Here is a 25973-nt window from a genome sequence, read left to right as displayed (position 1 = left end):
TCAGCCCCCGAGCTTGGTCGTCTCGTTCGTCGTTGCATCTGTCGCCTCGCCCTTGGGCGAGGCGGCGACGGGTTCGTCCCCGTCGATGGAGAAGAAAGTGTAGGAGAGTGTGATGGTCTCCGTCGTCTTCAGTTCCGGAACGTTGACGATTTCCGGATCGATGAAGAAGACGACGGGCATATCCATGGTTTCGCCGGGCTTCAACTCGGTGTCGGTGAAGCAGAAACACTCGACCTTGTTGAAATAGGCGCCGGCCGTCGGCGGCGAGACGTTGAAGGATGCACGCCCGCGCGTCGGTGCCTTGAACATGTTCGTGGCGGTATAGGAAATCTGCGCCGTCTCCCCGATCCGGATCTTCACGTCGCGCTGAACCGGCTTGAAGTCCCAGGGCAGATCGCTGGCCACGTTGGCGTCGAAACGGATCGTGATCTTGCGATCGAGGATGGTGTCGGAATATTGCTCGACGCGCTGCGTCGTGCCGCCATAGCCGGTGACCTGGCAGAAAAGCTGATAAAGCGGCACGGCCGCATAGGCCATGCCGATCATGCCGACGAAAAACGCCAGGCAGGCCGCGGCGATAACGCGGTTGGACCGCTCTGTCTTTTCGCTGGAGAGATTTTTCGCGCTCATCGCCTTCACAGCGCCCGCTCGAAAATCGCCGGGCCGAACTTGGCGATCGTGGCGAAATAGAAAATCACGACCATCGCCGCGAGCGCCAAGCCGATGGCGATGGAGCGCGCCCGGCGCGCCTTGGCCTGGGCCGGGCTGAGGACGAGGCCTTTTTTGTCGCTCATGTCAGCCTCCGAACCCGGCAATCCGGCCGGCGACGGTGTCGATGAGGAATGCGGCGAAAATCGCGAACAGATAAACGATCGAATAGGCAAACAGCGCCTTGGCCGGCTTCATGGCGCGATCATCTTCGGCCATCGCAAACACCCGCCATGCATGCCAGACAAAGCCGACACCGAGCGCAAGGGCGAGTACGCCATAGACAGCGCTGGCGAAGCCGAACGCCCACGGCGCGACGCCGACCGGCGCGATCAGCAGCGAATAGGCCAGGATCTGGCGGCGGGTGGCGGCGGCACCGGCGACATTGGGCAGCATGGGAATGCCGGCGCGCTCGTAATCACCGGACTTGAAGAGGGCGAGCGCCCAGAAATGCGGCGGTGTCCACAAGAAGATAATCAGGAACAGAATGACGCTTTCGAGGCTGACCGCGCCCGTCGCAGCGGCCCAGCCGATCATCGGCGGGAATGCACCGGCGGCGCCGCCGATGACGATGTTTTGCGGGGTCGAGCGCTTCAGCCACATCGTGTAGATGACGGCGTAGAAGAAGATGGTGAAGGCGAGCAGACCGGCGGCGAACCAATTGACGATCACGCCGAGCGTCATCACCGAAAAAGCGGACAGGACAAGCCCGAATACCAGAGCCTCGCCGGCGGCGATGCGCCCAGCCGGCACCGGCCGGTCGGCCGTGCGCGACATCACCATGTCGATGTCGGCATCATACCACATGTTGAGCGCGCCCGAGGCACCGGCGCCGACCGCGATCGCCAGTATCGCAACCAGGGCGATGAACGGGTTCAGCGAGCCCGGCGCGGCGACCAGACCAACCATCGCCGTAAATACGACCAGCGACATCACCCGCGGCTTCAGAAGCGCGAAATAGTCGCCGGGCGTGGCCTCAGAGAGGCGCACTCCGGCTTCCGTCGCGGAAATATGGTTGTCGACGATGGCCATGAAAACGCAGTACCGCTTTATCCCTTTGAGCGAAGCCGCCGGCGAACCGGCGGCTTGGTTGTTTGTTTGCGACTACTTGATCCTCGGCAGCTCTTCCCACTGGTGGAAGGGCGGCGGCGACGGCAACTGCCATTCCAGCGTGGTCGCGCCCTCGCCCCACGGATTGGCGCCGGCGACGCGCTTCTTGCGAAAGGCTTCGAACACGCCGTAGAGGAAGATCACCACGCCGATCGCGGACATGTACGAACCGTAGGAAGAGACCAGGTTCCAGCCCGCGAAGGCGTCGGGATAGTCGATATAACGGCGCGGCATGCCGGCAAGGCCGAGGAAGTGCTGCGGGAAGAAGATCAGGTTCACGCCGATGAAGGTGACCCAGAAATGGGTGCGCGCGATCAGCGGCGAATACATGTAACCCGTCATCTTGGGGAACCAGTAGTACCAGGCCGCGAAGATCGCGAACACGGCTCCCAGCGACAGCACGTAATGAAAGTGCGCGACGACGTAGTAGGTGTCGTGGAAGGAGCGGTCGAGACCGGCATTGGCGAGCTGAACGCCCGTGACGCCGCCGACCGTGAACAGGAAGATGAAGCCGATCGCCCATAGCATCGGGGTGCGCATGGAGATCGAGCCGCCCCACATGGTGGCGATCCAGGAGAAAATCTTCACGCCCGTCGGCACCGCGATCACCATGGTGGCGAAGACGAAATAGCGCTGCGTGTCGAGCGACAGGCCGGTCGTGTACATGTGGTGCGCCCACACGATGAAGCCGACCACGCCGATCGCGACCATGGCGTAGGCCATGCCGAGGTAACCGAAGATCGGCTTCCTGGAGAAGGTCGACACAATGTGGCTGACGATGCCGAAGCCCGGCAGGATCAGGATGTAGACCTCGGGGTGACCGAAGAACCAGAACAGATGCTGGAACAGGATCGGGTCGCCGCCGCCTTCGGGCGCGAAGAAGGCCGTGCCGAAATTGCGGTCGGTCAACAGCATGGTGATGCCGCCGGCGAGCACCGGAAGCGACAACAGCAGCAGGAACGCCGTGATCAGTACCGACCAGGCGAAAAGCGGCATCTTGTGCAACGTCATGCCGGGCGCGCGCATGTTGAAGATGGTGGTGATGAAGTTGATCGCGCCGAGGATCGACGAGGCGCCGGCAATGTGCAGCGACAGGATGACGAGATCCATTGCCGGACCGGGCTGACCCGAGGTCGACAGCGGCGGATAGACCGTCCACCCACCACCAGCACCGGCAGCGCCGGCGGGACCGGGCACGAACATCGACAAAAGCAAAAGGATGAAGGCCGGCGGCAGCAGCCAGAACGAGATGTTGTTCATGCGCGGGAAGGCCATGTCCGGCGCGCCGATCATGATCGGCACCATCCAGTTGGCAAAACCGCCGATCAGCGCCGGCATGACCATGAAGAAGATCATGATCAGGCCGTGGCCGGTCGTGAACACATTGTACATGTGCTTGCCGGCATCAAGCGCGGCGTCGCCTTCGACGCCATAGACCATGGCGGCAAGCCCGTGGAAGATCTGGATACCCGGCTCGGCAAGCTCCCAACGCATCATCACCGACAGAAAGCCGCCGATGATGCCGGCACAGATCGCGAAGATCAGGTAGAGCGTACCGATGTCCTTGTGATTGGTGGAATAGACCCACCGCGTCCAGCCATAGGGCTTGTGGTCGTGGTCCGCATCGTGAGCTGCAGCGCCTGCCATGTTACGCTCCGTTTCCCTTATTCTGACCGTTCGCGGCGTTATTCGCCGGCGGCCGCAACCTTGGTCTGCGCATCCGTCGCCGCCATCAGCGCCTTGTTGGCGCCGGCGAGGTCCGAGCGCGCGGCGGCGAGCCAGGTGTCGTACTGATCGGCCGAGACCACCCGGACCGCGATCGGCATGAAGGCGTGGTCCTTGCCGCAAAGCTCGGAGCACTGGCCATAATAGATGCCTTCCTTCTTGGCCTTGAACCAGATCTCGTTGATCCGGCCAGGAACCGCGTCGGTCTTGACGCCGAAAGCCGGCATGGCGAAGGCATGAATCACGTCGCTGGCCGTCACCAGGACGCGGACCGTGGTGTCGACGGGCACCACCACCTCATTGTCGACGGCCAGCAGCCGCGGATAGGCCGCCCTGTCTTCCTTGCCGAGACCGGCACGGTCATCGTCGGCCAGAATAAGCGAGGAGAAGGAAAGCGGCTCCTCCGTCTGGTATTCGTAATCCCAATACCATTGCACGCCGGTGGCCTTGATGGTGATGGCGGGATCCTCCGGCGGCGAATATTGCGCCGACAGGAGTTGGAAGGACGGCACCGCCAGAAAAAGCAGCACAACGACCGGACCGACCGTCCAGATGACCTCGATCAGCGTGTTGTGGCTGGTGCGCGACGGGGTCGGATTGGCGCTTGCGCGATATTTCACGATCACCCAGCCGAGAAGCAGCATGACCAGGACGGTGATCGGCAAAATGAACCACAGCGTGTAGATTTCGAACCAGGTGGTCTGCTCCATGATGGAGGTGGCCGCCGGCTGAAAACGCGTCTGCCAGGGGGTCGGCTGCGCGGCAAGAGCGGGGGCGGCTGCCATACAGGCCGCCAAGCCGGACAGGATCGCCAGGGGCTTTCTTATCACGCTCATCTTCTCCTCGATCGGAATGCGCAGCCTATGCTCCGGTGCGCGCAAGTCTGCCAGGTCAGGGACCCAGCCATGATGTCGGCCGTTAAAACCATACTCTCCGGACATCTGCAAGGAAGCCTGCCCTGCGATCCATGCGGCATTTTTGCGCGAGCGGCAAATTGGCGCCGCTGGAGCGTCACGCGCCGCCGCCGCCTTCCAGAGCACGGCCCAGAATACCGGCCAGAACGCGGACGCCCGGACGGACCCGCGTCGCATTTCCGGCGGATTTTGAAGGCAAGTGACCATCCGAATCATCGCTTCGCTGTCGAAAAGCCCTGCTTTGAATGGCACCGGCCGCACGATAGATTCAGGTGATTCGCCATGGAGCTCTCATGCTAACCTTGCCCGCACGCCTTTTCGCCATTGCCGCCGTCATGGCCGCCAGCATGACCTTCCTGCCGGAAGGGCATGCCCAGCAGGGCGGCGCCGTGCGCTCGACCCATGGCGCGTGGTCGATCATCTGCGACGTGCCGGCCGGGGCGACCGGCGAGCAATGCGTGCTGATGCAAAATGTCGTCGCCGAGGACCGGCCGGAAGTAGGGCTTTCGGTGGTGGTGCTGAAAACGGCCGACAACAAGGCCGAAATCCTACGCGTGCTCGCGCCGCTCGGCGTGCTGCTGCCGAACGGCCTCGGCCTCAATGTCGACGGCAAGGATATCGGCCGGGCCTATTTCGTGCGCTGCTTCCAGGACGGCTGTTACGCCGAGGTCATTCTGGAGGATCAACTGCTCGACACCTTCAAAGCCGGCACTGCCGCCACTTTCATCGTCTTCCAGACGCCGGAAGAAGGCATCGGCATTCCGGTCGACCTGTCCGGCTTTTCGGAAGGTTTCGACGCCCTGCCCTGAACCGCCGCTGTTCGAGATAAGGGCTCGGGTATCCGGGCGCGGTTGAGCCGGAACGGCGCGGCGATACCAGGCTTAGCGGCGCAAGCCGAAATGAATGCCGAGACCGCCGGCCATGCCGAGCCCCACGCCGGCCAGCATATAGTCGCTTCCGAACGGCAACCCCGCTGCCAGCCCCGCCGCGGCTCCGGCGGCGACCCAGAAGAACAGATCTTTTACGTTCGCGCCCTTCAACATGCTCGCCATTCCCCTCGCAACTCGTGGGTGAAAGCCTTGCCCGCGCCCTCTATATAAGCGAGGAAGCTGAAATAAACCCATCCAAGGGAGCCTGCGCGTGCCTGTCCGATTGCTGGAAAAATTCGATCTCTCCGAAACGGCCGTCAAGCGGCTGGTGGCAAGCGCCATCCAGGGCGCCGACGACGGCGAACTGTTTGTGGAATATTCCGAAAGCGAGGCGCTGGTCTTCGACAACGGCCGGCTGAAAACGGCCAATTTCAACCAGGACCAGGGCTTCGGCCTGCGCGCGGTGGCCGGAGAGGCGACGGGCTACGCCCATTCGAGCGACTTTTCCGAAAACGCGCTTGCGCGCGCCGCCGATGCGGTTTCGGCGGTCAAGGCCGGCTATTCGGGCCGACTCGCCACACCGCCGACGGGCACCAATAGACGGCTTTATGGCGACGAGAACCCGATCGCCGCGCCCGGCTTCGGCGAAAAGGCAAGGCTGTTGCAGGAGATCGACGCGTGGCTGCGCGCCAAGGACCCGCGCGTGCGCCAGGTCACCGCATCGCTGGCGGCATCGTGGCAGACCGTGGAGATCCTGCGCGCGGACGGGCATTTCGTGCGCGACGTCCGCCCGTTGGTGCGGTTGAACGTGGCTGTGGTGGTGGGCGACGGCGACCGCCAGGAAAGCGGCTCGCACGGCATGGGCGGGCGCAAGGGTTTCGGCGAGTTCGTAGCCGAGGCCTCGTGGCAACACGCCGCCGACGAGGCGCTGCGCCAGGCGCTGGTCAATCTCGAGGCGAAACCGGCGCCGGCCGGCACGTTCGACATCGTGCTGGGCGCGGGCTGGCCGGGCGTCATGCTGCACGAGGCGGTCGGCCACGGGCTGGAAGGCGACTTCAATCGCAAGAAGACCTCCGCCTTTGCCGGTCTGATGGGCCAGCAGGTGGCCGCCCGGGGCGTCACCGTCGTCGACGACGGCACGATTGCGGAACGACGCGGCTCGCTGACCATCGACGACGAGGGCACGCCGACCGGCCGCAACGTGCTGATCGAGGACGGCAAGCTGATCGGCTACATGCAAGACCGGCAGAACGCCCGGCTGATGGGGGTTGCGGCAACCGGCAACGGCCGGCGCGAATCCTACGCGCACGAGCCGATGCCGCGCATGACCAACACGTTCATGCTCGGCGGCGACACCGAACCGGCCGAGATCATCGCCTCCGTCAAGGACGGCGTCTACGCGGTGTCTTTCGGCGGCGGCCAGGTCGACATCACCTCCGGCAAGTTCGTCTTCGGCTGCACCGAGGCCTACCGGATCGAAAATGGCAAGGTCACCCACCCGATCAAGGGCGCGATGCTGATCGGCAACGGACCGGACGCCATGCACCGGGTGACGATGGTCGGCAACGACATGAAGCTCGACACCGGCATCGGCATGTGCGGCAAGGCCGGCCAGGGCGTGCCGGTCGGCGTCGGCCAGCCGCATTTGAGAATGAACCAGATGACGGTCGGCGGCACGCAGACGTAAACGGCCGGGCGCATGCCAGGCGCGTTCAGTCCCGCACCAATTCGAGGAGAGGTTCGAACGAATAGAGCGCCGGGCGCCGGCCGGAAGCCGGTTCTATGACCTTGAGCAAGTCCTGTTCCTGCAGGGTCCGCAAAAAGCGATAGGCGGTCGCGGAGGGAATTCCGGACTTTCCGGTAAAAAAACTGCCCTTGAATACCGGCCGCGTGAAGACGAAGTCCGCCACGACCGTACTCCACTGCGATTGCAAGGTTTGGCGAAAGCGTTCTTTCATCTCCTGATAAAGTTCGCGGACCGTCTCGGCCTTCTCGAGGTTCCGATTCGCCTGAGTCTCCAAAGCTTCGAGCATGAAGGAAATCCAGCCCATCCAGTCTTGATGTGATGACACAGCGCGCATTCGTTCGATATATTCGTCCCTGTTCTCTTCAAGATAAGAACTCACGTAAAAATACGGCTGGCTCAAAATCCCGCCCTGCCACAAGATGAGCGGAATCAGCATGCGACCGATCCGCCCGTTACCGTCATTGAATGGGTGTAGGGCCTCGAACTCGACATGGGCTATTGCAGACCGTGTAATGGGCTCGTGTTCATCGCCATTGATGTAGTCGAAAAGCAACTTTATCCCATCATCGAGGAATTCCGGTTTTATGGGGACAAACAGTACCTTTCTTTTCCCCCGATCCGCGAGGTAGTTCTGCTCGATCTTGAACTCCCCGGGTCTTTTCGACGCCCCACGTCCGAACCCCAGCAGCACCTTGTGAGCCGAACGCAGCAGGAACGGAGAAAGCGGTTGCCCCTCTTTCATCGTCTGTTGGGCGATGCGCATGGCGCGGCTATAGAGGGCAACCTCGATCACTTCGCTTCTGAAGTGGGCCGCGGCCTGGTCTTCGTCGTTCTCGGCTTCCGCTTCGAAGCGCAGGATTTCGTCGAGGGTACTGATCGTTCCTTCCATGCGTGAGGAAACGACTGCCTCCTGATTTCTCAGCGGCGCCAGTAGGATTTCGCCGTTGTGCATTGTCCGCAGCGTTTGGTCGTAACGGGCTAACGCCGCCGACGTGGCCGTCAGGGGCTTTATCAAGGACCCGATTTCGGGGAGCTTTGGCGGAAACTGACCGTAGTGGTAGTCAACGGCGTCGGAGAGGTTGAGTGCTTCCCGGAAGGATGTCATTTTTCTGTCTCTCAAATTGAGAGCGTTATGATACACAAAACAGCTTGTCTCTCACGTACAGCCCATAAGGCATTTTGTCTATCCAGAATGGATAATTTTGATCGACAAATGCGGTTGTGCCTCATCCTTGAGACACAAGCCGGCTTTTCTCTCAATGGAAACCCAAAGTGATAGACAAAATCGCGCCGTCCGCAGCCATCGTCATCCTCACCGGGGCCGGAATTTCGGCCGAATCGGGTATCGACACGTTTCGCGACGAGGGCGGGATCTGGTCGAAGGTCAACTATCGCGACGTCGCCACGCCGCAGGGTTTCGCGCGCAATGCCGAGCTGGTGCAGGATTTCTACAATCAGCGCCGGCGCGGCCTGGCCGGGGTCGAGCCGAATGCCGCCCATTTCGCGCTGGCCGAACTCGAACGGGGGCCTTTCGACGACTTCCTGCTGGTAACCCAGAATATCGACGATCTGCACGAACGGGCCGGCTCGCGCGCGCTCGCTCATATGCACGGCGAACTGGGCAGCGCGCTGTGCACCAATTGCGGCCAGCGCCATCGATGGCGCGGGGACCTGTCGCGGACAACGCCCTGCCCGTCCTGCGCCACGGCCGGCTATCTGCGGCCGGACGTGGTGTGGTTCGGCGAGATGCCCTACTGGATGGAGCGGATCGAGGCAGCGCTGGCGCGCTGCGACCTGTTCGTGTCGATCGGCACCAGCGGCAATGTCTATCCGGCGGCCGGTTTCGTCGACATCGCCCGCGCGGCCGGCGCGCATACGGTGGAACTCAATCTCGAACCGTCGCAGGGCGTGACACTGTTTGCCGAAAGACGGCATGGCAGGGCGAGCGAAATCGTGCCCGACTATGTGCGCGGGCTGCTTACCGGTCGCTGAAACGCCGCCAGCGGCGGGATCAGCGCCGTTTCTTGACGGGCTTTTCCAAGAGCGCCACCGCCTCAACATGGGGCGACCACAGGAACTGGTCGAACGGCGTTGCCTCGACCACGCGGTAGCCGCCATCGACCAGAATGCGTAGATCGCGCACCAGCGTGGCCGGATTGCACGACACGGCGGCAATACGCGGCACGTCGCTCATCGCGAGCTGGCGCGCCTGCGCCTCCGCGCCCGCCCGCGGCGGATCGAACACCACAGCGTCGAAGCCGTTGAGTTCCTTGGTCGTCAACGGCCGGCGAAACAGGTCGCGCTTTTCCGTGGTGATCCGCTTGAGGCCGCCGGCGTGACGAAAGCCCCGGTCGAGCGCGGTGAGCGCGGCGGCGTCGTTCTCCACGGCCAGGATTTCGGCCCGCTCGGCCAGCCTGAGCGCGAAAGTGCCGACGCCGCAGAAAAGGTCGGCGACACGCTTCACCTTGCCCTTTCCGAGATGGGACACGACCCTGGCCGCGATCGCTGCCTCGATTGCGGGGACGGCCTGCAGAAAACCGCCAACGGGCGGGCTGACCACGGCGCCGCCGACGGTGATTTGCGGCGGGCGCGGCGCGATCAACACCTCGCCGTCGAGAGAGAGCCTGGCAATGCCCTGGCGGATGGCGAAGTCGGCGGCGGCCCTGCGCGCCTTTTCGCCGGTCTTGCCGGCACCGGAAACCGCGACGTCGAGCCCGCTTTCGGTGTCGCCGACGGCCACGCGAAACGCCTTGTCCGTGGCGCAGACCAGCGCCGCCAGCTCGCGCAGAACGGCGAGCGAGGCGGGAATACGCGGCACGAGGATCGGGCATTCCTCGACGGAAACGAGATGGTGCGTGGCAGCGCGGTTGTAGCCGAAGAGCTGTTCCTGCGCGGTCCTGCGTACCGAGAATACTGCCCGCCGGCGTGCGGCGGGTTCACAGGCAACCGTCTCGCCGACCTCGGCGTCGAGCCCCCTGCTGGCGAGTGCTGCGACCAGCTTGTCGCGCTTCCAGGCGAGATAGGCCGGCGTGTCGAGATGTTGCAGCGCACAACCACCGCATTCGCCGAAATGCCGACATGCCGGCTCCACGCGCCCCGCCGAAGTCTCCACGACCGCGATCAGCGTGCCGCGGTCTCCCTCGACGGCGACGGTCGCCAATTCGCCCGGCAGCGCAAACGGCACGTAAACCGGCCCGGCTTCGGTGTCCGCAACGCCGTCGCCCCGGGCGCCGAGCCTGTCGATACGCAGCCTGGTCGTCATCGGTCCTTGATCCCCGCCAGCAAATATTCCCGGTTGCCATCCCCGCCCGCGATCGGCGAGGGCATTGTTCCAAGCCCGCGCCAGCCGGGCCGGCTTTCGAGCCATGCCGCCATCTCGTGGGCGATACGTTCGCCCAGGGCCGGATCGCGCAGAATGCCGCCCTTGCCGATCGCCGCGCGACCGGCCTCGAATTGCGGCTTGACCAGGAGCACGGTGCCGGCGCCCTTCCCGGCCAGGTCGAGTGCGGCCGGCAGTGCCAGTTTCAGCGAGATGAAGGAGACGTCGGATACGATAAAACGCACCGATCGCCCATCCAGGTGCGACGGCGCGAGATCGCGCGCGTTGAGGCCTTCGAGATTGGTGACGCGCGGGTCGCCGGCCAGACCCATGTCGAGCTGGCCATGCCCGACATCGACGGCGTAGACGTGGCCCGCGCCGCGCTCAAGCAGGACCTGGGTGAAGCCCCCGGTCGAGGCACCGATGTCGAGCGCGACCGCGCCGGCGGGATCGAGCTCGAACCGATCGAAGGCTGCGACGAGCTTGAGCGCGGCGCGCGACACATAGGCGCGCGCCGGATCGTCGACCGCAAGGGCAGCGTCGCGGGCGACCCGGCTGCCCGGTTTCGTCTGCGACCGGCCGTCAACCAGCACCGTTCCGCGCAACACGGCATCGCGCGCCCGCGAACGGGTCGCGAAAAAGCCGCGTGTCACGAGAAGATCGTCGAGGCGCGTCTTGTGCGAACCGGCCTGGTTTTCCGTCATGATCCTATTTGACGAAGGCGGGCGGCCCGCGCAAGCCGGCCCGAGCGGCCGGCCATGCGTCAGTTGGTATCGCCGGATGGCGGCGCCACGTCGTGCGCCCGCGCCAGCCCGTCACTCCAAGAGCCGTCGGAAGGCGCCACCGAGGCGACCGTTTTGACCTCGCCGACAAAGTCCGGCGTGTCTCCCGGTGCGAAGCCGCCACGAATCTCGCCGATCCTTTCGGCCACGATCCGCGCCGCCGCCGCGTCGATGCTGCGGTCGAATTTCTGGTCCGCCATGGCGGGCGCGGCCAGTACCAGCCCCGCCAGCGCGATCGTGAATCTTGTCATTGTTATGCTCCCTGTCCAGGAGCGTGACTATCAGGCGGGGCCTAAGATTTGGCCAAGGGACAGGGTAAGCGGGTTACGAAAAACCAGCGTAAACAGGACGTTACGATTGGCGTCAGGCGCGCGCGGCGCGGGCCTGCGCTCCGAGCGCGGCAAACACCGTTGTGACGATCCCGGCCCGGTCGAGCCCGGCCCACTCATACATGCGCTCGGGCTTGGCCTGGTCGGTGAATACATCGGGCAAGACCAGCGGGCGTACCTTGAGGCCGTTTTCCAGCAGACCCTCATGGGCGAGGAAATGCAGCACATGGCTGCCGAAACCGCCGACCGCGCCTTCCTCGACCGTGACCAGAACCTCATGCTCGCGGGCCAGGCGGGTAATCAGGTCGCGATCGAGCGGCTTGGCGAAGCGGGCATCGGCGACCGTCGTCGACAGGCCGGCGGCGTCGAGTTCGTCGGCCGCGGCAAGACAGTCCTGCAACCGGGTGCCGAGGGATAATAGCGCCACCTTGGTGCCTTCACGCAGGACCCGTCCCCTGCCGATCGCCAGCACCGCGCCGCGTTCGGGCATGTCGACGCCAACACCGTTGCCGCGCGGATAGCGGAAGGCAATCGGGCCCTGGTCGTAATCGACGGCGGTGCGCACCATGTGGCGCAACTCGGCCTCATCGGCCGCCGCCATAACCACGAAGCCAGGCAAAGTGGCGAGATAGGCGACGTCGAACGCGCCGCAATGGGTGGCGCCATCGGCGCCGACATAACCTGCCCGGTCGATCGGAAAACGGACCGGCAGGCCCTGAATGGCAATGTCGTGCACAACCTGATCGTAGGCGCGCTGCAAAAAGGTCGAATAGATCGCGGCGAACGGCTTGTAGCCTTCGCTGGCAAGCCCGCCGGCGAAGGTGACGGCGTGCTGCTCGGCGATGCCGACGTCGAACATTCGCTCGGGAAACGCCTCGCCGAACAGATCAAGCCCGGTGCCGCTCGGCATCGCGGCGGTGATGCCGACGATCCGCTCGTCCTCGCGCGCTTCCTGGATCAGGCTCTGGGCGAACACCTTGGTGTAGGACGGTGCGTTGGCCGCCGGCTTGGCCTGAGCGCCGGTGATGACGTCGAATTTGCCGACGCCGTGATATTTGTCGCTCGCCGCCTCGGCCGGGGCGTAACCCTTGCCCTTCTGGGTCACGACATGGATCAGGACCGGGCCGTCGCCGTGGTCGCGAACATTCCTTAGCACCGGGATCAGATGTTCGAGATTGTGACCGTCGATCGGCCCGATATGAAAAAAGCCGAGCTCCTCGAACAGCGTGCCGCCGGTGACGTAGCCGCGCGCGTGCTCGACCGCGCGGGTGATCGCCTTGTCGGCGGTCTTGCCCAGATAGGAGGTCAGCTTCTTGCCGATATCGCGGATGCCCTGATAGGTGCGGCCCGAGGCAAGCCGCGCCAGATAGGCGCTCATCGCGCCGGAAGGCGGGGCGATCGACATGTCGTTGTCGTTCAGGATGACGATCAGCCGCGCGTCGAGCGCGCCGGCATTGTTGAGCGCCTCGTAAGCCATGCCGGCCGACATGGCACCATCACCGATCACAGCGATGACGTTGTTGTCGCCGCCCGAAAGATCACGCGCCACCGCCATGCCGAGCCCGGCCGAGATCGAGGTCGAGGAATGCGCTGCGCCGAACGGATCGTATTCGCTCTCGACGCGCTTGGTGAAACCGGAGAGCCCGCCTTCCTGGCGCAACGTACGGATACGGTCGCGCCGGCCGGTCAGGATCTTGTGCGGATAAGCCTGGTGTCCGACATCCCAGATCACACGATCCTTCGGGGTGTCGAAGACGTAGTGGATGGCGACCGTCAATTCGACCACACCCAGCCCCGCGCCAAGATGGCCGCCAGTGTGCGACACGGCATCGACAAGTTCGCTACGCAACTCCTCGGCGAGCTGCGGCAGCTTGCTTTCGGGCAGTTTTTTCAGATCGGCGGGCGTACGGGCCTGATCCAGAAGGGGCGTTTGCGGAGGCGGGTTCGCGGCCATGGCTTTGTTTTCTTTTAAAGGCTTTAACGGACATAGGCGCTCGGGCCATGAAAGTAAACGCGCTGAAACAGCGCGGGTTCACGTGCCCGGCAGCGGAACGAACTCTTCCTCGTCGCCCGGTACGATGTCGAAACGGCCGGTGCGCCACTCCTGCTTGGCCTGTTCGATGCGCTCCTTGGAGGAGGAGACGAAATTCCACCAGATATGGCGCGGCGAACCGAGCGAGGCACCGCCGAACACCATGAAATGCGCGCCCCGCTCCGACGACACAACGATCTCGTCGCCAGGCCGCAGCACCAGCAGCCGGTCGGAGGCAAAGACATCGCCGGCGATGACGACCTCACCGTCGAGCACGTAGATCGCCCGTTCCTCGGCCTCGGCGGGAATGCGCATCCGCGCGCCGGCGGAAAGCCGCAGATCGGCGTAAAGCGTGTCGGAGGCCGTGCGCACCGGCGAGGACAGGCCGTCGAAGCCGCCGATGATGACGCGGCCGGTTATGCCATCGGCATCGATGACCGGCAGGTCGGCCTTCGGCGTGTTTTCAAACAAAGGCGCGATCTCCTCACGATCCTCGGGCAGGGCAAGCCAGGTCTGCAGGCCCGATATGGCGTTGTCGCGGCCGCGCGTTTCCTGCGGCGTGCGCTCGGAATGGACGATGCCGCGGCCGGCCGTCATCAGATTGACGTCGCCGGGCTCGATCACCATTTCGGTGCCGAGCGAATCGCGGTGGCGGATGGAGCCGTCGAACAGATAAGTCACCGTCGCCAGCCCGATATGAGGATGCGGCCTGACATCGAGCGCCTGGCCGGCGCGCAGGATCGCCGGGCCCATGCGGTCGAAGAAGATGAACGGGCCGACTAGCCGCCGGCGCGCGGTCGGCAGGGCGCGGCGCACTTCGAAACCGCCAATGTCGCGGGCGTTGGGCACGACCATCAGTTCGATCGCGTCGCAGGCGAACGCATCGCCCGGTTTGGGATCGTTTCCGGGAAAGAAGCTCATGGGGCCTCGCGCGGCTCTGAAAAAGCAATCATAGACCCGCGTTCCCCGGGCGAAAAGACCGGCGAGACCTGCCGGCCGAAGCCCGGTGCCGTTCAGTCCGGGTCGAGCGGCTCGGTGCCTTCCGGCTTGCCCTCGCGCGACAGGCGGATCTTTTCCACCTTGGCCTCCGCGGCCTTCAGGAGCTGGTCGCAATGGCGCTTCAGCGCCTCGCCGCGCTCGTAGATCGCAATCGACTGTTCCAGCGGAACGTCGCCCTTTTCGAGGTCGTCGACAATCCGTTCGAGGGCAGCCAGCGCGTCCTCAAAGCTCATCGCCTTGATATCCTCGTTCGGCTTGTCCGCCATCGTCATCCCTTCATCATGCGCCGGATATGGGTCGCGACCGACACGGCCAGCCCCTCAAGGTCGTAACCGCCTTCCAGGAGACTGACAAGCCGATCGTCGCAGAAGCGGCCGGCCCGATCCATGAGTTCGCCGGTCGCCCAGTCGAAATCGTCCTCGGTGAGGTTGATCTCGGCCAACGGATCGCGGTGATGGGCGTCGAACCCGGCCGAGACGATGATCAGGTCGGGCGAAAAATCGTCGACCGACTTCAGGACCCGCGTGCGGAACGCCTCGCGAAAGGCGCCACTGCCGTCGCCCGGCGAAAGCGGCGCGTTGACGATATTTCCCGCGCCGGTCTCGTGCTTGGCGCCCGTGCCGGGGTAAAGCGGCATCTGGTGGGTCGAGCAATAAAGCACCGACGCGTCGTCCCAGAAAATGTCCTGGGTGCCATTGCCGTGATGGACGTCCCAGTCGATCACCGCGACACGCTCGGCGCCGTGTCTGCGCTGGGCGTGACGGGCGGCGATCGCGGCGTTGTTGAACAGGCAGAACCCCATCGCGCGGTCCTTCTCGGCGTGATGGCCAGGGGGACGGGCGGCGACGAAGACGTTTTCGGCGCGGCGTTCGAAGACGTCGTCGACGGCCGCATTGGCCGCGCCGAGCGCGGTCAGCGCGGCCTGCCAGCTCTTGGGGCTGACGGCGGTGTCGGCGTCCACGCGTACGATCCCCTCATCGGGGATCGCGGTGCGGATCATGTCGCGATGAGCCCGCGGATGGGCATAAAAGATCGTGTCGGGGTCGCCCTCGGGCGCCTCGACCCGCTCAAGCCCGGCGAAGACCTCATGTTCGAGCGCCTTGTCGATGGCGCGCAGCCGGTCCGGGCGCTCGGGATGGCCCGGCGGCGTCAGATGTTCGAGATAGATCGGGTGAGAGTAAAACCGCAGTGTCATGATTTGAGCCTAAATCACAACGCCGCGATCGGCCACTGCCAAGCGCGGTTTTCCGGCTGGCCGCGCACAAGCCATTTCAAGTCTGCCTGGCATCGGCGGCCGGCGCGCCGCCGAAAGCACCCCTGGCCTTGTCGACGAGGTCGCGGAAATGGCGCGAGGCGCCCGCCAAGCGCTCGTCCCATTCCGGGTTTGGTGCCTGTCCTTCGATGGTGCGGAAAAAAACCGCCATCAGCGCCGCAATCGCGAAAGGCTCGATCAGCGCCGCCTTGAGCGCAAGCGCGAACACGACGGCGAGCACGAACGACCAGCCGGCAAGCTGGCCGGGCATGGCGTAAAGAATGGCGGCGGCTGGCGCCAGCATGACGAGGAAGACGACGAAGGTCAGCAGCCACATGAACACCGCCAGCCAGACGGCGTTCTTGATCATGGTGGTGGCGTTCTGGGCGTAAAGCACGACGCCGTGCCGGGCGCTGTCATACGGATTGCGGCTGTCGATGCGGATATTGTAGCCGAGAATGATCTCGTCGACATAGGTCAGCGACAAGCGGATCACCGTGTTGACGAACCGGGCCAGTCCCTGCAGGCCCGGGATCGGAAGAAAGGCCGCGATGCCGCCGATCAGGCCGGTGACGACGCGGATCGCTCCTTTGACGAGCTGGTCGAGTACGAAAAGCGCGTTGGCCTCGACGAAGCGGTCGGCGACGATCTCGCGGGCATAGGCGACCTGGCCCTTGCCGTCCGGCACGGCCTGACCGTCGATGAGGCGCACCATCACCGCGATATGCCCGGCCTTGACGATGTAGAGAATATATTCGCGCAGCCAGTAGAGTACGACCGAGACCAGCGCGAAGCCCACCGCGCCACCCCAGAAGGCGAAGGCGGCAGGCCCTTCCTGGCCGCCGAAAACATGTCCGACACCGAAGCCGACACCGGCGCCCGTGCCGGTCGCCGCCACATAAGCGACCGTGATGCCGAAATAGACCAGCAGGCGCACGACGATGAAAGGCCAGGTTCTGGCGAGGATCGCGAGCGTGCGCCCGATGTCAAAGTCCCACATTTCCCGCTCCGATTCGTTCGATCCGCGCGACGCTACACATTCGCGCGCGCTTACGAAACCATCGCGATACGGAGGACGCGCCGCCGACCGGGGGCTTAGCGTTCCAATATGCTGGTGCGCGCGATGCGAATGCCGAAACCTTCGAGTCCGACATAGTGGCGCTCGCGCGAGGCCAGCAATTCGATCGAGGAAATGCCGAGATCGCGCAGGATCTGGGCGCCGAGGCCGATCTCGCGCCACTCGCTTTCGCGCAAGCGCGCCTCGGCATGGTCCTCGCTCCCCTCGCCGGGACGCATGCGGGCCTGGTGAGCGACGCCGACCGAACCCTCGCGTAGATAAACGACGACGCCACGCTCCTTCTCGCTCATCACCGCCATGGCGCGCACCAGACTGTCGCCGGTTCCGAACACGTCGGCAACCACGTCTTCGGAGTGGAGCCGCACGGGCACCTCGTCGCCGTCACGAATATCGCCAAAGACGATTGCCAGATGGTGCATCGGCTCCCACGGCAGCGCATAGACGTGCGCCGTCGCCTGGCCTGCCGGCGTCTCGATCTCGAAACAGTCGATGCGCTGGACCAGCGTTTCCTGCCTCTGGCGATAGGCGATCAGATCGGCAACCGAAACCTGTTTCAGCCCGTTCCGGTCGGCGAACGCCGCGACTTGCGGACCACGCATCACCGAACCGTCGTCGTTGACCAGCTCGCAGATGACACCGACCTGTGGCAGACCGGCGAGCTTGCACAGATCGACCGCCGCCTCGGTATGCCCCGAGCGCATCAGCACCCCGCCCTCGCGTGCGACCAGCGGGAAGATGTGGCCGGGGCGAACGAAATCGACCGCGCCGGAATTGGGATTGGCCAGGTTGCGCACCGTGACCGTGCGGTCGTCGGCCGAAATGCCGGTTGTGGTGCCGTGCTTGTAGTCGACGGAGACGGTGAAGGCGGTGCTGTGGGGAGCATCGTTGTCGGCCACCATCGGCGCCAGGTTCAGCCGCCTCGCCTCGTCGCGGGTCATCGGCGCGCAGACGATACCGGAGGTGTGACGTACGATGAAGGCCATCTTTTCGGGCGTGCAATGGGTGGCGGCGACGATCAGGTCGCCTTCGTTCTCGCGCCCATCATCGTCCATGACGACGACGATCTCGCCGCGCTCGAACGCGCGCAGGGCCTCGACGGTTTTTTTCTGGTCGTAGGGCATGGGGGCTCCGGCTTCCGAAATGCTCAGCCGCCAATCTGGCCGCGGTGACGAAGATAATGATCGGCGATCACGCAGGCCAGCATCGCCTCGCCGATCGGCACGGCGCGGATGCCGACGCAGGGATCATGACGCCCCTTGGTGATCACGTCGACGTCGCGGCCGTCGATGTCCACCGAACGGCGCGGCGTCAGAATGGACGATGTCGGCTTGACGGCGAAGCGCGCCACCACCGGCTCGCCGGTGGAAATGCCGCCCAGCACGCCGCCAGCGTGATTGCTCAAAAACTGCGGCCGGCCGTCATTGCCCATGCGCATCTCGTCGGCGTTTTCTTCGCCGGTCAGGCGGGCGGCCTCGAAGCCATTGCCGATCTCCACCCCCTTGACGGCGTTGATCGACATCATCGCCGAGGCGATGTCCTGGTCGAGCTTGGCGTAGATCGGCGCGCCGAGCCCGGCCGGCACGCCCTCGGCGACGATTTCGACTACGGCACCGACCGACGAGCCCGCCTTGCGGATCGCGTCGAGATAGTCGCTGAACACCGACACCGAAGCCGGGTCGGGGGTGAAGAAGGGATTGTCCTGATCGTCGATGAAGTCCCAGTCCCAATTCGCCCGTTCGATCTCCTTTTCGCCCATCGCCACCAGCGCGCCGCGCACGGTGAGCCCCGGAACGACCTTACGGGCGATGGCACCGGCGGCCACGCGCGCCGCCGTCTCGCGCGCGGAGGAACGCCCGCCGCCGCGATGGTCGCGCAACCCGTATTTGGCGAAATAGCTGTAATCGGCATGGCCGGGGCGGAACTGGCGCGCGATCTCGCCATAATCCTTCGAACGCTGATCGACGTTTTCGATCATCAGCGAAATCGGCGTGCCGGTGGTGGTCAGCGTCTCGCCATCGTCGGCCGGCACGAAGCCGGACAGCACCTTGACCCGGTCGGGCTCGCGCCTCTGGGTGACGAAACGCGACTTTCCCGGCCGCCGGCGGTCGAGCTCGTGCTGGATGTCGGCGAGTGTGAAGGCGATGCCCGGAGGGCAGCCGTCGATCACGCAGCCGAGTGCCGGGCCATGGCTTTCGCCCCACGTGGTGACACGGAAAAGATGTCCAAAGGTGTTGTGCGACATTCACCAAGCCCATCGGCCGCCTGTGCGACCGTCGCTGCCTTCTATTTGCCTTTCCGGGATGGGTCAAACGGTCCCGGGCCGCGATTTAGTTTTGACACAATCGCGGTGTTTCTGCTCTTGTCTCGCCCACCCAATCACAAGACCCGCACCGCAAGCGGGAAACTGGCAAGAGGTCATGAGCATGCGCATCCTTGCACCGGCGCTGGTCGCCCTGTCGCTTCTATCGGCGACCCCCGGCCTGGCCGCGAGCGCCGAAGGCACGATCCAGTCCGTGGATCCGGACACCCTCACCATCGTGCTCGACGACGGCAACACCTACAAGCTGCCCGGCGAGATCGACATGTCGGCGATCAAGGAAGGCATCGACATCGTCATCGCCTATGACGTGGTCAACGGCACCAACCTGATCACCGACATGGAAATCTACGAATAAATCCGGCTACAGCCATTCGAGCTTGCCGTCTGTCAGGCGCAGGACCCGGTCCTGCGGCACCGTCATGGCGGCCGCGGCGTGCCGGTCGAGCCGGCCGGCAATGAGGAAAACGGCGCGTATCACGCCGCCATGGGTCACGCACACGGTCGGGTTTTCGATCTCGTCCATCCAGCCGCGCACGCGAGCGGCGAGATCTGCATAACTCTCCGCGTCCCGCCCCGGCGGCAGGAACCCCCATTTGTCGCGATCGCGCCGCGCCCCCGCGCCGGGCCTGGCCTGTTCGATTTCCTCGATCGTAAATCCCTGCCAGTCGCCGAAATGAACCTCGACCAAGCGTGAATCGGTCCGGTAGTCCGCCGCCGGCAGCCCCATTTCGGCACGGACCAGTTCCATCGTTTCGCGGGTACGCCGCAGCGGGCTGGCGACGAACTCGAAGCCGGACGGATCGTCGATCAGGTGTGCGAGTGCTCTGCCGTTGCGGCGCGCCTGCATGCGCCCGGTGTCGTTGATGTCGATTTCGACCTGCCCCTGGAAGCGCAATTCGGCGTTCCAGTCGGTCTGGCCATGGCGCACGAAATGGACGAGCGGAAACATTGCAGGCACGCTTTCGCGATCATTTTTCGGCAGGGCGGCAAACCGCTCAGACGGTGGAGATGTCCGGCGCGTCGACCGCCTTCATGCCCACGACATGATAACCCGAATCGACATGGTGAACCTCTCCGGTCACCCCCCGCGACAGGTCGGACAGAAAATACAGGCCGGCGTCGCCGACCTCGTCGATGGTGACGGTGCGCTTCAGAGGGGCGTTGTATTCGTTCCATTTAAGGATGTAGCGGAAATCGCCGATGCCGGACGCGGCAAGCGTCTTGATCGGGCCGGCCGACAACGCGTTGACGCGGATACCGTTGGCGCCCATGTCGACGGCCAGGTAGCGCACGCTGGCTTCCAGGGCCGCCTTGGCGACGCCCATCACATTGTAGTGCGGCATCACCTTTTCCGCGCCGTAATAGGTCAGCGTCAGGATCGATCCGCCGGTGCTCATCAGCGGCTCGGCATGTCTGGCGATCGTGGTCAGCGAGTAGGCGGAAATATCCATCGTACGGCGAAAATTCTCGCGCGAGGTGTCGATATAGCGACCGTCGAGCTCCTCCTTGTCGGAGAAAGCGATCGCATGCACCAGAAAGTCGAGCCGGCCCCATTTCTGCCTGAGCCCCTCGAACACAGCGGCGATGGTGTCCTCCTCGGTCACGTCGCAATGCCCGGCAACGTGCGCGCCGAGTTCTGCCGCCAGCGGATCGACCCGTTTCTTCAGCGCCTCGCCCTGATAGGTCAACGCCAGTTCAGCCCCGTGTTTGGCGCATGATTTTGCGATGCCCCAGGCGATGGAACGGTTGTTGGCGACGCCCATGATGAGACCGCGCTTTCCCGCCATAAGCCCGTTTCCACCCGCCATCGCCCTACCTTTCCTGCACCGATCAAGCTCCCGCAAGCCTATCGCACAGGCGGTATCGGTCGACAAGCCGCATCGGCTGTCAAGAGCGCGATCAATCCCACCTTACTCGCGGAAAAACGCCTCGAGCGCGGCGCGCTTGTCTTCGGGCAGGAGGATGCGCACGTGGACGAAAAGGTCGCCCTCGCCGCCGGATTTGTGCGGCAGGCCGCGCCCCTTCAGGCGCAGCACCTTGTCGGAGCCCGACCAGGGCGGAACCGTCACTGCGATCTTGCCCTTGACGGTCTCGACCGGAACCTTGGCGCCGAGCACGGCATCGGCGAGGTCGACATAAAGATCGACATGCAGATTACGACCGTCGGTTCGATAACGCGGATGCGGCTTGAAGCGCAACGTGACGAGCGCGTCGCCGCCATGTTCGCCCTGACCCTTGAGCCGGATCGTCTGACCGTCCTCGACATAGCGCGGCAGCTTGATGGCGAGCTTACGGCCACCGGGCATCTGGGCGCTCACCTGCGCGCCGCCGGCCACCTCCTCCAGCGTGATGTCGAGCGTGGCACGCAGATCGGCAGCCTGAGGCTGGCCGCGGCCCGAAGCCCCGCCGGCCCCGCGACGGAAAGCCTGGCCGAACAATTCGCTGATGATGTCCTCGGCGTCGCCGAAGCCGCCCGCGCCGCCGGGCCCGTCGGGGCCGCCCGAACGGAACTCGAAACGCGCACCGCCGGGTCCCGCGCCGCCGGCGCGGCGGAAACCCGCAAACGGATCGCCATGCGCGCCGCCTTCGAACCCGTGAAAGCGCGGCTTGCCCTCGGCGTCGATCTCGCCGCGGTCGAAGGCGGCGCGCTTTTCGGCGTCGCCGACAATTTCATAGGCCTGGTTGGCCGCGGCGAAACGCTCCTTGGCCTTCGGGTCGTCCGGATTCTGGTCCGGGTGATATTTCTTGGCGAGCTTGCGGAACGCCGACTTGATGTCCTTGGCGCTCGCGGTCTTGGCCACGCCCAATACTTCGTACGGATCGCGCATCGTCATTGCCTGTCGAGGAAGTCAGTTGCTCGAAGAGCTATATGCGAACTTTTAGGAAGAAATTCCAGTCCGGGCGCCGTTTTTCGCGGGTAAAACGCACAATGCCGCGAGTCGCGGCCATGTCAAACCGGCTCGAAAGCGCGCGTCCACCAGCCCGCGCCCGGCGTCAGGCAAGTTTCACCGGTAAACAGCGCGACGCCTTGAAAGCTCTCGCGAGAAACCCGGAAGCGGCGGCAGCGCACGCCGTCGCGTTCGAATTCGACGATGGTGGCGACCTCTCCGCGCGAGCCGGTCTCCGCATTGGCCCAGGACAGCGCCCCACCGGCCAGCGTTTCGAGATTGGCCGAGGTGACCGCGTTGCGGATCGTGGCTTCGTCGGAGCGGGTTTCGGTGTCTACGGCCGCGGCCGGCGAAGGCGCGACCGCGCTGGTGACAATTGTTCTGTCAGGCCCGTCGTCGCCCAGCCCGAAACCACTCGATACGCAGCCGCCCAGCGCGACGACCAGCGGCAGCAGAACCAGCTTCACGCCGCTGGCGCAACCGATTCTTTGCCGCAAAATTCTCCTGGACGCTTGCACCCGGCGCGACAATCCGCCATCTCCTCACGAGGCCGTAATCTTACCTCCCGCGAATGATCGACTATGGGCGAAACACAGTTAACGAAGGATGACTTCACCATTCGCGACGAGCCGGTCCGGCTGTTCGGCGACTGGCTGGCGGACGCCGAAAAGAGCGAGCCCAACGATCCCAGTGCCGTGGCGCTCGCCACCGTCGACCGGGACGGCCTGCCCGACGTGCGCATGGTGCTTTTGAAGGGGTTCGACCAGGACGGCTTCGTCTTCTACACCAATTTCGAAAGCGCCAAGGGCTTGGAACTGCTCGGCTCGATGAAGGCGGCGATGTGCTTTCACTGGAAGTCGCTGCGCCGCCAGGTGCGCCTGCGCGGGCCGGTGGAGATCGTGCCCGACGCCGAGGCCGACGCCTATTTCGCCAGTCGCCCGCGCGGCAGCCGCATCGGCGCCTGGGCGTCGAAACAGTCGCGCCCGCTGGAAAGCCGCTTCGCGCTGGAAAAGGCGGTCGCCGAATATACCGCCCGCCACGCGGTGGGTGCGATTCCGAGACCGCCCTACTGGTCCGGCTTTCGCCTGAAACCGCAATCGATCGAGTTCTGGCACGACCGTCCGTTCCGGCTGCACGATCGCGTGGTGTTTAAGCCCGACGGCAAGGGCAGTTGGGAAAAGACGCGGCTTTATCCCTGAAGAGAACGGGCGGTTCCCGCCCTCAGCCGGCCTTCTTGCGGTTCATGAAGGCGACGAACGCCGCGCGCGCCTCGTCGGATTTCAGCCGGGCGCGGAAATGGGTCCCTTCCTCCTTGATGCGGGCGACGACCTGTTCGCGCGAACCGCGCATCAGGTCGCGGGCGATCTTCAGCGCCTCGGGCGGCTTGGCGGCGATCGCGTCAGCGGCGGCGAAGGCGGCCGCTTCCACCTCGTCTTCGCCGACAACGGCGTAGATCAGCCCCGCCGCCCTGGCGCGTTCGGCCGAAAACCCCTCGCCGAGCCCAAGCAGGGCGAAGGCCTGCTGGCGGCCGAGCACGGCCGGCGCGAGCAGGCTGGAGCCGGCCTCCGGCACCAGCCCCAGGTCGACGAAGGGCGTGCGGAATTCGGTGCGTGGCGTGGCGAAGGTCAGGTCGCAATGCAGATTGATCGTCGTGCCGATGCCGACGGCCACGCCGTCGACGGCCGAGACCAGCGGCTTTTGCGACTGGGCGAGCGCGATGAGGAAGTCGTAGACCTCCATGCCGCCGTTGCCGCCCATGGCGACAGCCATGAAGTCCTGCAGATCATTGCCGGAGGAAAACGCCCCCGGCACGCCGAGGAGAACGTGGACGCGGACGGCCGGATCGGCGTCGCCCTCGGTCAGCGCCCTAGCCATGGCGGCATACATAGACCGGGTGATGGCGTTTTTCTTGTCCGGGCGGTTCATCCGGATCGCCTGGACGGGGCCGCGACGTTCAATCTCGATATGTTCGCTCATCGATCTGTCCTCACTTGAGCGCCGCGGCCGCCTGGGCCAGACTTTCGGCACCTTCGCAGGCGCGTTCGCGCAGGGCGCCGGTCTCGCCGGCAAGGTTCTCGCAAAAGAAGCGGCACAGCGCGATGCGCTCGGCCGATTTCGCTGCCACCGCGCCACGGCCGAGGCAGGCTGCGCCGGCGGCCAGGGCAAACAGCCGCAGATAGGGCGTCGCGCCCGCCAGCGCCTCGTCGGCCCTGCCGTCGGCGAGCGCGGCCTGCATGAAGCGGGTCGCCGCCTCGAGATCGTCGAGCGCGGCGGCGATCTTTTCGGCACTACGGCCGAATTCGGGCAGGTTGGAGGCGCGCACGGCCTCGACGTCTTCGCGCAGTTCGGCGATGTAGCCGATCACGTGCTCGCCGCCCGACTGCGGCAGCTTGCGCATCACCAGATCGATCGCCTGGATGCCGTTGGTGCCCTCGTAGATCGGCGCGATGCGGGCGTCGCGGTAGAGCGCAGCGGCGCCGGTCTCCTCGACATACCCCATGCCGCCATGCACCTGGACGCCGAGCGAGGCGACGTCGACGCCGACATCGGTGGCAAACGCCTTGGCGACCGGGGTCAGAAGATTGGCACGTTCCTGCCAGTGGCGCGCCGCATCGCCCGATTTGGCCTCGGCCATGTCGGTGGCGTGGGCGCAGCAATAGGCGATCGCCCGTGCGGCCTGGGTCAACGCCCCCATCGTCAGCAGGTTGCGCTGCACGTCGGGATGCAGGACGATCGGCGCCATGCCGTCGCCGTCATGGCCGGCGGCCTTGCCCTGACGGCGCTCCTGGGCATAGGCGAGCGCCTTTTGATAGGCGGCCTCGGCGACGGCCACGCCCTGCATGCCGACGGCCAAGCGCGCATTGTTCATCATCGTGAACATGCAGGCCAGCCCGCGGTTTTCCTCGCCGATCAGCCAGCCGACGGCGCCGGGCTCACGATCCTTGGCGAAGCCATCGCCATAGATCATCGTGCAGGTGGGCGAGGCGTGAATGCCGAGCTTGTGTTCGATCGAGGCACAAAAGACGTCGTTGCGCGCGCCCGGCACGCCATTGTCGTCCGGCAGGAATTTCGGCACCAGAAACAGCGAGATGCCGCGCGTGCCGGCCGGCGCGTCGGGCAGGCGCGCCAGAACCAGATGCACGATATTGTCGGTGAAATCGTGCTCGCCATAAGTGATGAAGATTTTTTGGCCGAAGATGCGGTAGGTGCCGTCATCGGCGCGTTCGGCGCGCGCGCGCAGCGCGGCCAGGTCGGACCCGGCCTGCGGCTCGGTCAGGTTCATCGTGCCCATCCATTCGCCGGAGACCAACTTGGGCAGATAGACCGCCTTCAACGCGTCGCTGGCGTGTTTTTCCAGCGCGTCGACGGCACCCATCGTCAGGATCGGGCCGATGCCGAAGGCCATCGAGGCGGAATTCCACATTTCCAGCGCCGCAACGCCAAGCATGCCGGGCAGCCCCTGGCCGCCATGCTCTTGCGGCAGCGACAGGCCGTTCCAGCCACCGTCGACCCAACGACGATAAAGATCCTTCCAGCCCTCGGGCATCGTCACGGCCGCGTCCTTCAGCACCGCGCCGTCCTCGTCGCCGATCCTGGCGAGCGGTGCGACCTCCTCGCCGGCGAAACGTCCGGCCTCGCCGAGGATCGCCTCGACCAGATCAGCCGAAAGGTCGGGAAAAAGCCCGTCCTCGATTGCGCCGCGCAGGCCCGCCACCTCGTTGAGGGCAAAGGCGATATCGTCGACGGGTGCTCGGTACATCGTTCATTCTCCCCGATTGTAAGCGCGGCGGAAACCGCGCGCCTGCTCCTGCGCATCTCAGGGCTAGTTTTTTTTGACGTAAACGTCAATTGATCGGACGACATGCGTTGCGATTTGGTCGCGACCGGTCTAATCGGGCGG

28 protein-coding genes are annotated in these 25973 nt (G+C 64.9%); 5 read left to right on the top strand and 23 right to left on the bottom strand.

Annotated features, from left to right (window positions below):
• From GN330_RS16235 to coxB, 5 genes are all read right to left on the bottom strand, one after another.
• On the bottom strand, window positions 1-630 hold the full coding sequence (locus GN330_RS16235) for a cytochrome c oxidase assembly protein (RefSeq protein WP_156713692.1): 630 nt from the start codon (window positions 628-630) through the stop codon (window positions 1-3).
• A 5-nt stretch (window positions 631-635) separates the two neighbouring features.
• The gene (locus tag GN330_RS23515; protein ID WP_197435201.1) at window positions 636-794 is read right to left on the bottom strand and encodes a hypothetical protein; all 159 of its coding nucleotides are present in this window, start codon (window positions 792-794) and stop codon (window positions 636-638) included.
• Between the two features lies 1 nt (window position 795).
• On the bottom strand, window positions 796-1740 hold the full coding sequence (locus tag GN330_RS16230) for a heme o synthase (RefSeq protein WP_156713691.1): 945 nt from the start codon (window positions 1738-1740) through the stop codon (window positions 796-798).
• A 72-nt stretch (window positions 1741-1812) separates the two neighbouring features.
• The gene (gene ctaD, locus GN330_RS16225) at window positions 1813-3465 is read right to left on the bottom strand and encodes a cytochrome c oxidase subunit I (protein WP_156713690.1); all 1653 of its coding nucleotides are present in this window, start codon (window positions 3463-3465) and stop codon (window positions 1813-1815) included.
• Between the two features lie 38 nt (window positions 3466-3503).
• A complete protein-coding gene (gene coxB, locus GN330_RS16220; protein WP_425487176.1) occupies window positions 3504-4373 on the bottom strand; it encodes a cytochrome c oxidase subunit II in 870 nt (289 codons plus the stop codon).
• A 419-nt stretch (window positions 4374-4792) separates the two neighbouring features.
• On the opposite strand from coxB, the gene GN330_RS16215 reads away from it, so the two are divergent.
• Entirely contained in the window at window positions 4793-5266 is a 474-nt protein-coding gene (locus tag GN330_RS16215; protein ID WP_425487175.1) for an invasion associated locus B family protein, read from the top strand.
• 72 nt (window positions 5267-5338) lie between these two features.
• On the opposite strand, the gene GN330_RS16210 is transcribed toward GN330_RS16215, so the two are convergent.
• Window positions 5339-5500: a hypothetical protein gene (locus GN330_RS16210; protein ID WP_156713687.1), complete on the bottom strand. Its 162-nt coding sequence runs from the start codon at window positions 5498-5500 to the stop codon at window positions 5339-5341.
• A gap of 109 nt (window positions 5501-5609) precedes the next feature.
• Between GN330_RS16210 and tldD the strand changes: the two genes are divergently transcribed.
• Entirely contained in the window at window positions 5610-7013 is a 1404-nt protein-coding gene (gene tldD, locus GN330_RS16205) for a metalloprotease TldD (RefSeq protein ID WP_156713804.1), read from the top strand.
• A gap of 25 nt (window positions 7014-7038) precedes the next feature.
• On the opposite strand, the gene GN330_RS16200 is transcribed toward tldD, so the two are convergent.
• Window positions 7039-8178 (bottom strand): Fic family protein, encoded by a 1140-nt coding sequence (locus GN330_RS16200; RefSeq protein ID WP_156713686.1) that lies wholly within the window; start codon window positions 8176-8178, stop codon window positions 7039-7041.
• Between the two features lie 167 nt (window positions 8179-8345).
• Here GN330_RS16200 and GN330_RS16195 point away from each other — a divergent pair, with 167 nt between their 5' ends.
• Window positions 8346-9065 (top strand): NAD-dependent deacylase, encoded by a 720-nt coding sequence (locus tag GN330_RS16195; protein WP_343040762.1) that lies wholly within the window; start codon window positions 8346-8348, stop codon window positions 9063-9065.
• Window positions 9066-9084: 19 nt separating this feature from the next.
• Here the strand turns inward: GN330_RS16195 and GN330_RS16190 are convergent, their stop codons facing one another.
• The 10 genes from GN330_RS16190 to aroC all read right to left on the bottom strand — a co-directional run bounded on the left by GN330_RS16190 (window position 9085) and on the right by aroC (window position 19106).
• Window positions 9085-10335, bottom strand: a complete 1251-nt coding sequence (locus GN330_RS16190; protein ID WP_156713685.1) for a class I SAM-dependent RNA methyltransferase — start codon at window positions 10333-10335, stop codon at window positions 9085-9087.
• On the bottom strand, window positions 10332-11096 hold the full coding sequence (locus GN330_RS16185; RefSeq protein WP_156713684.1) for a TlyA family RNA methyltransferase: 765 nt from the start codon (window positions 11094-11096) through the stop codon (window positions 10332-10334). Before GN330_RS16185 ends, GN330_RS16190 begins: the two co-directional genes overlap by 4 nt.
• A 59-nt stretch (window positions 11097-11155) precedes the next feature.
• A complete protein-coding gene (locus tag GN330_RS16180) occupies window positions 11156-11425 on the bottom strand; it encodes a hypothetical protein (protein ID WP_156713683.1) in 270 nt (89 codons plus the stop codon).
• A 112-nt stretch (window positions 11426-11537) separates the two neighbouring features.
• Entirely contained in the window at window positions 11538-13457 is a 1920-nt protein-coding gene (gene dxs, locus GN330_RS16175) for a 1-deoxy-D-xylulose-5-phosphate synthase (protein WP_156713682.1), read from the bottom strand.
• Window positions 13458-13535: 78 nt separating this feature from the next.
• The gene (locus GN330_RS16170) at window positions 13536-14456 is read right to left on the bottom strand and encodes a pirin family protein (protein WP_156713681.1); all 921 of its coding nucleotides are present in this window, start codon (window positions 14454-14456) and stop codon (window positions 13536-13538) included.
• Between the two features lie 92 nt (window positions 14457-14548).
• Entirely contained in the window at window positions 14549-14800 is a 252-nt protein-coding gene (locus tag GN330_RS16165; protein ID WP_156713803.1) for an exodeoxyribonuclease VII small subunit, read from the bottom strand.
• 2 nt (window positions 14801-14802) lie between these two features.
• Window positions 14803-15729: a histone deacetylase family protein gene (locus GN330_RS16160; protein WP_156713680.1), complete on the bottom strand. Its 927-nt coding sequence runs from the start codon at window positions 15727-15729 to the stop codon at window positions 14803-14805.
• Between the two features lie 76 nt (window positions 15730-15805).
• On the bottom strand, window positions 15806-16786 hold the full coding sequence (locus GN330_RS16155; RefSeq protein ID WP_156713679.1) for a hypothetical protein: 981 nt from the start codon (window positions 16784-16786) through the stop codon (window positions 15806-15808).
• A 95-nt stretch (window positions 16787-16881) separates the two neighbouring features.
• A complete protein-coding gene (ribB, locus tag GN330_RS16150) occupies window positions 16882-17985 on the bottom strand; it encodes a 3,4-dihydroxy-2-butanone-4-phosphate synthase (RefSeq protein WP_156713678.1) in 1104 nt (367 codons plus the stop codon).
• A 23-nt stretch (window positions 17986-18008) separates the two neighbouring features.
• Window positions 18009-19106 (bottom strand): chorismate synthase, encoded by a 1098-nt coding sequence (aroC, locus tag GN330_RS16145; RefSeq protein ID WP_156713677.1) that lies wholly within the window; start codon window positions 19104-19106, stop codon window positions 18009-18011.
• A gap of 175 nt (window positions 19107-19281) precedes the next feature.
• Between aroC and GN330_RS16140 the strand changes: the two genes are divergently transcribed.
• Window positions 19282-19539, top strand: a complete 258-nt coding sequence (locus tag GN330_RS16140; RefSeq protein WP_343040758.1) for a DUF1344 domain-containing protein — start codon at window positions 19282-19284, stop codon at window positions 19537-19539.
• A gap of 6 nt (window positions 19540-19545) precedes the next feature.
• On the opposite strand, the gene GN330_RS16135 is transcribed toward GN330_RS16140, so the two are convergent.
• The 4 genes from GN330_RS16135 to GN330_RS16120 form a co-directional block, all read right to left on the bottom strand.
• The gene (locus GN330_RS16135; RefSeq protein WP_156713676.1) at window positions 19546-20133 is read right to left on the bottom strand and encodes a histidine phosphatase family protein; all 588 of its coding nucleotides are present in this window, start codon (window positions 20131-20133) and stop codon (window positions 19546-19548) included.
• 46 nt (window positions 20134-20179) lie between these two features.
• Entirely contained in the window at window positions 20180-20992 is an 813-nt protein-coding gene (gene fabI / locus GN330_RS16130; protein ID WP_156713675.1) for an enoyl-ACP reductase FabI, read from the bottom strand.
• A 102-nt stretch (window positions 20993-21094) separates the two neighbouring features.
• The gene (locus GN330_RS16125) at window positions 21095-22012 is read right to left on the bottom strand and encodes a DnaJ C-terminal domain-containing protein (RefSeq protein ID WP_156713674.1); all 918 of its coding nucleotides are present in this window, start codon (window positions 22010-22012) and stop codon (window positions 21095-21097) included.
• A 122-nt stretch (window positions 22013-22134) separates the two neighbouring features.
• On the bottom strand, window positions 22135-22569 hold the full coding sequence (locus GN330_RS16120) for an RT0821/Lpp0805 family surface protein (RefSeq protein WP_197435200.1): 435 nt from the start codon (window positions 22567-22569) through the stop codon (window positions 22135-22137).
• 84 nt (window positions 22570-22653) lie between these two features.
• Here GN330_RS16120 and pdxH point away from each other — a divergent pair, with 84 nt between their 5' ends.
• Window positions 22654-23271, top strand: coding sequence for a pyridoxamine 5'-phosphate oxidase (gene pdxH, locus GN330_RS16115; protein WP_156713672.1), 618 nt, complete (start codon window positions 22654-22656; stop codon window positions 23269-23271).
• A gap of 22 nt (window positions 23272-23293) precedes the next feature.
• Here pdxH and GN330_RS16110 read toward each other — a convergent pair whose 3' ends face one another.
• Together GN330_RS16110 and GN330_RS16105 are read right to left on the bottom strand one after the other, a co-directional pair.
• Window positions 23294-24049, bottom strand: coding sequence for a crotonase/enoyl-CoA hydratase family protein (locus tag GN330_RS16110; protein ID WP_156713671.1), 756 nt, complete (start codon window positions 24047-24049; stop codon window positions 23294-23296).
• Window positions 24050-24059: 10 nt separating this feature from the next.
• On the bottom strand, window positions 24060-25832 hold the full coding sequence (locus tag GN330_RS16105) for an acyl-CoA dehydrogenase family protein (RefSeq protein WP_156713670.1): 1773 nt from the start codon (window positions 25830-25832) through the stop codon (window positions 24060-24062).
• Window positions 25833-25973 lie beyond the last annotated feature (141 nt).

It is taken from the genome of Nitratireductor arenosus (assembly GCF_009742725.1).
Classification (GTDB): Bacteria; Pseudomonadota; Alphaproteobacteria; order Rhizobiales; family Rhizobiaceae; genus Mangrovimarina; species Mangrovimarina arenosa.
The sequence above is the reverse complement of the archived record's forward strand: the minus strand, read 5'-3'. Positions and strand labels throughout refer to the sequence as shown.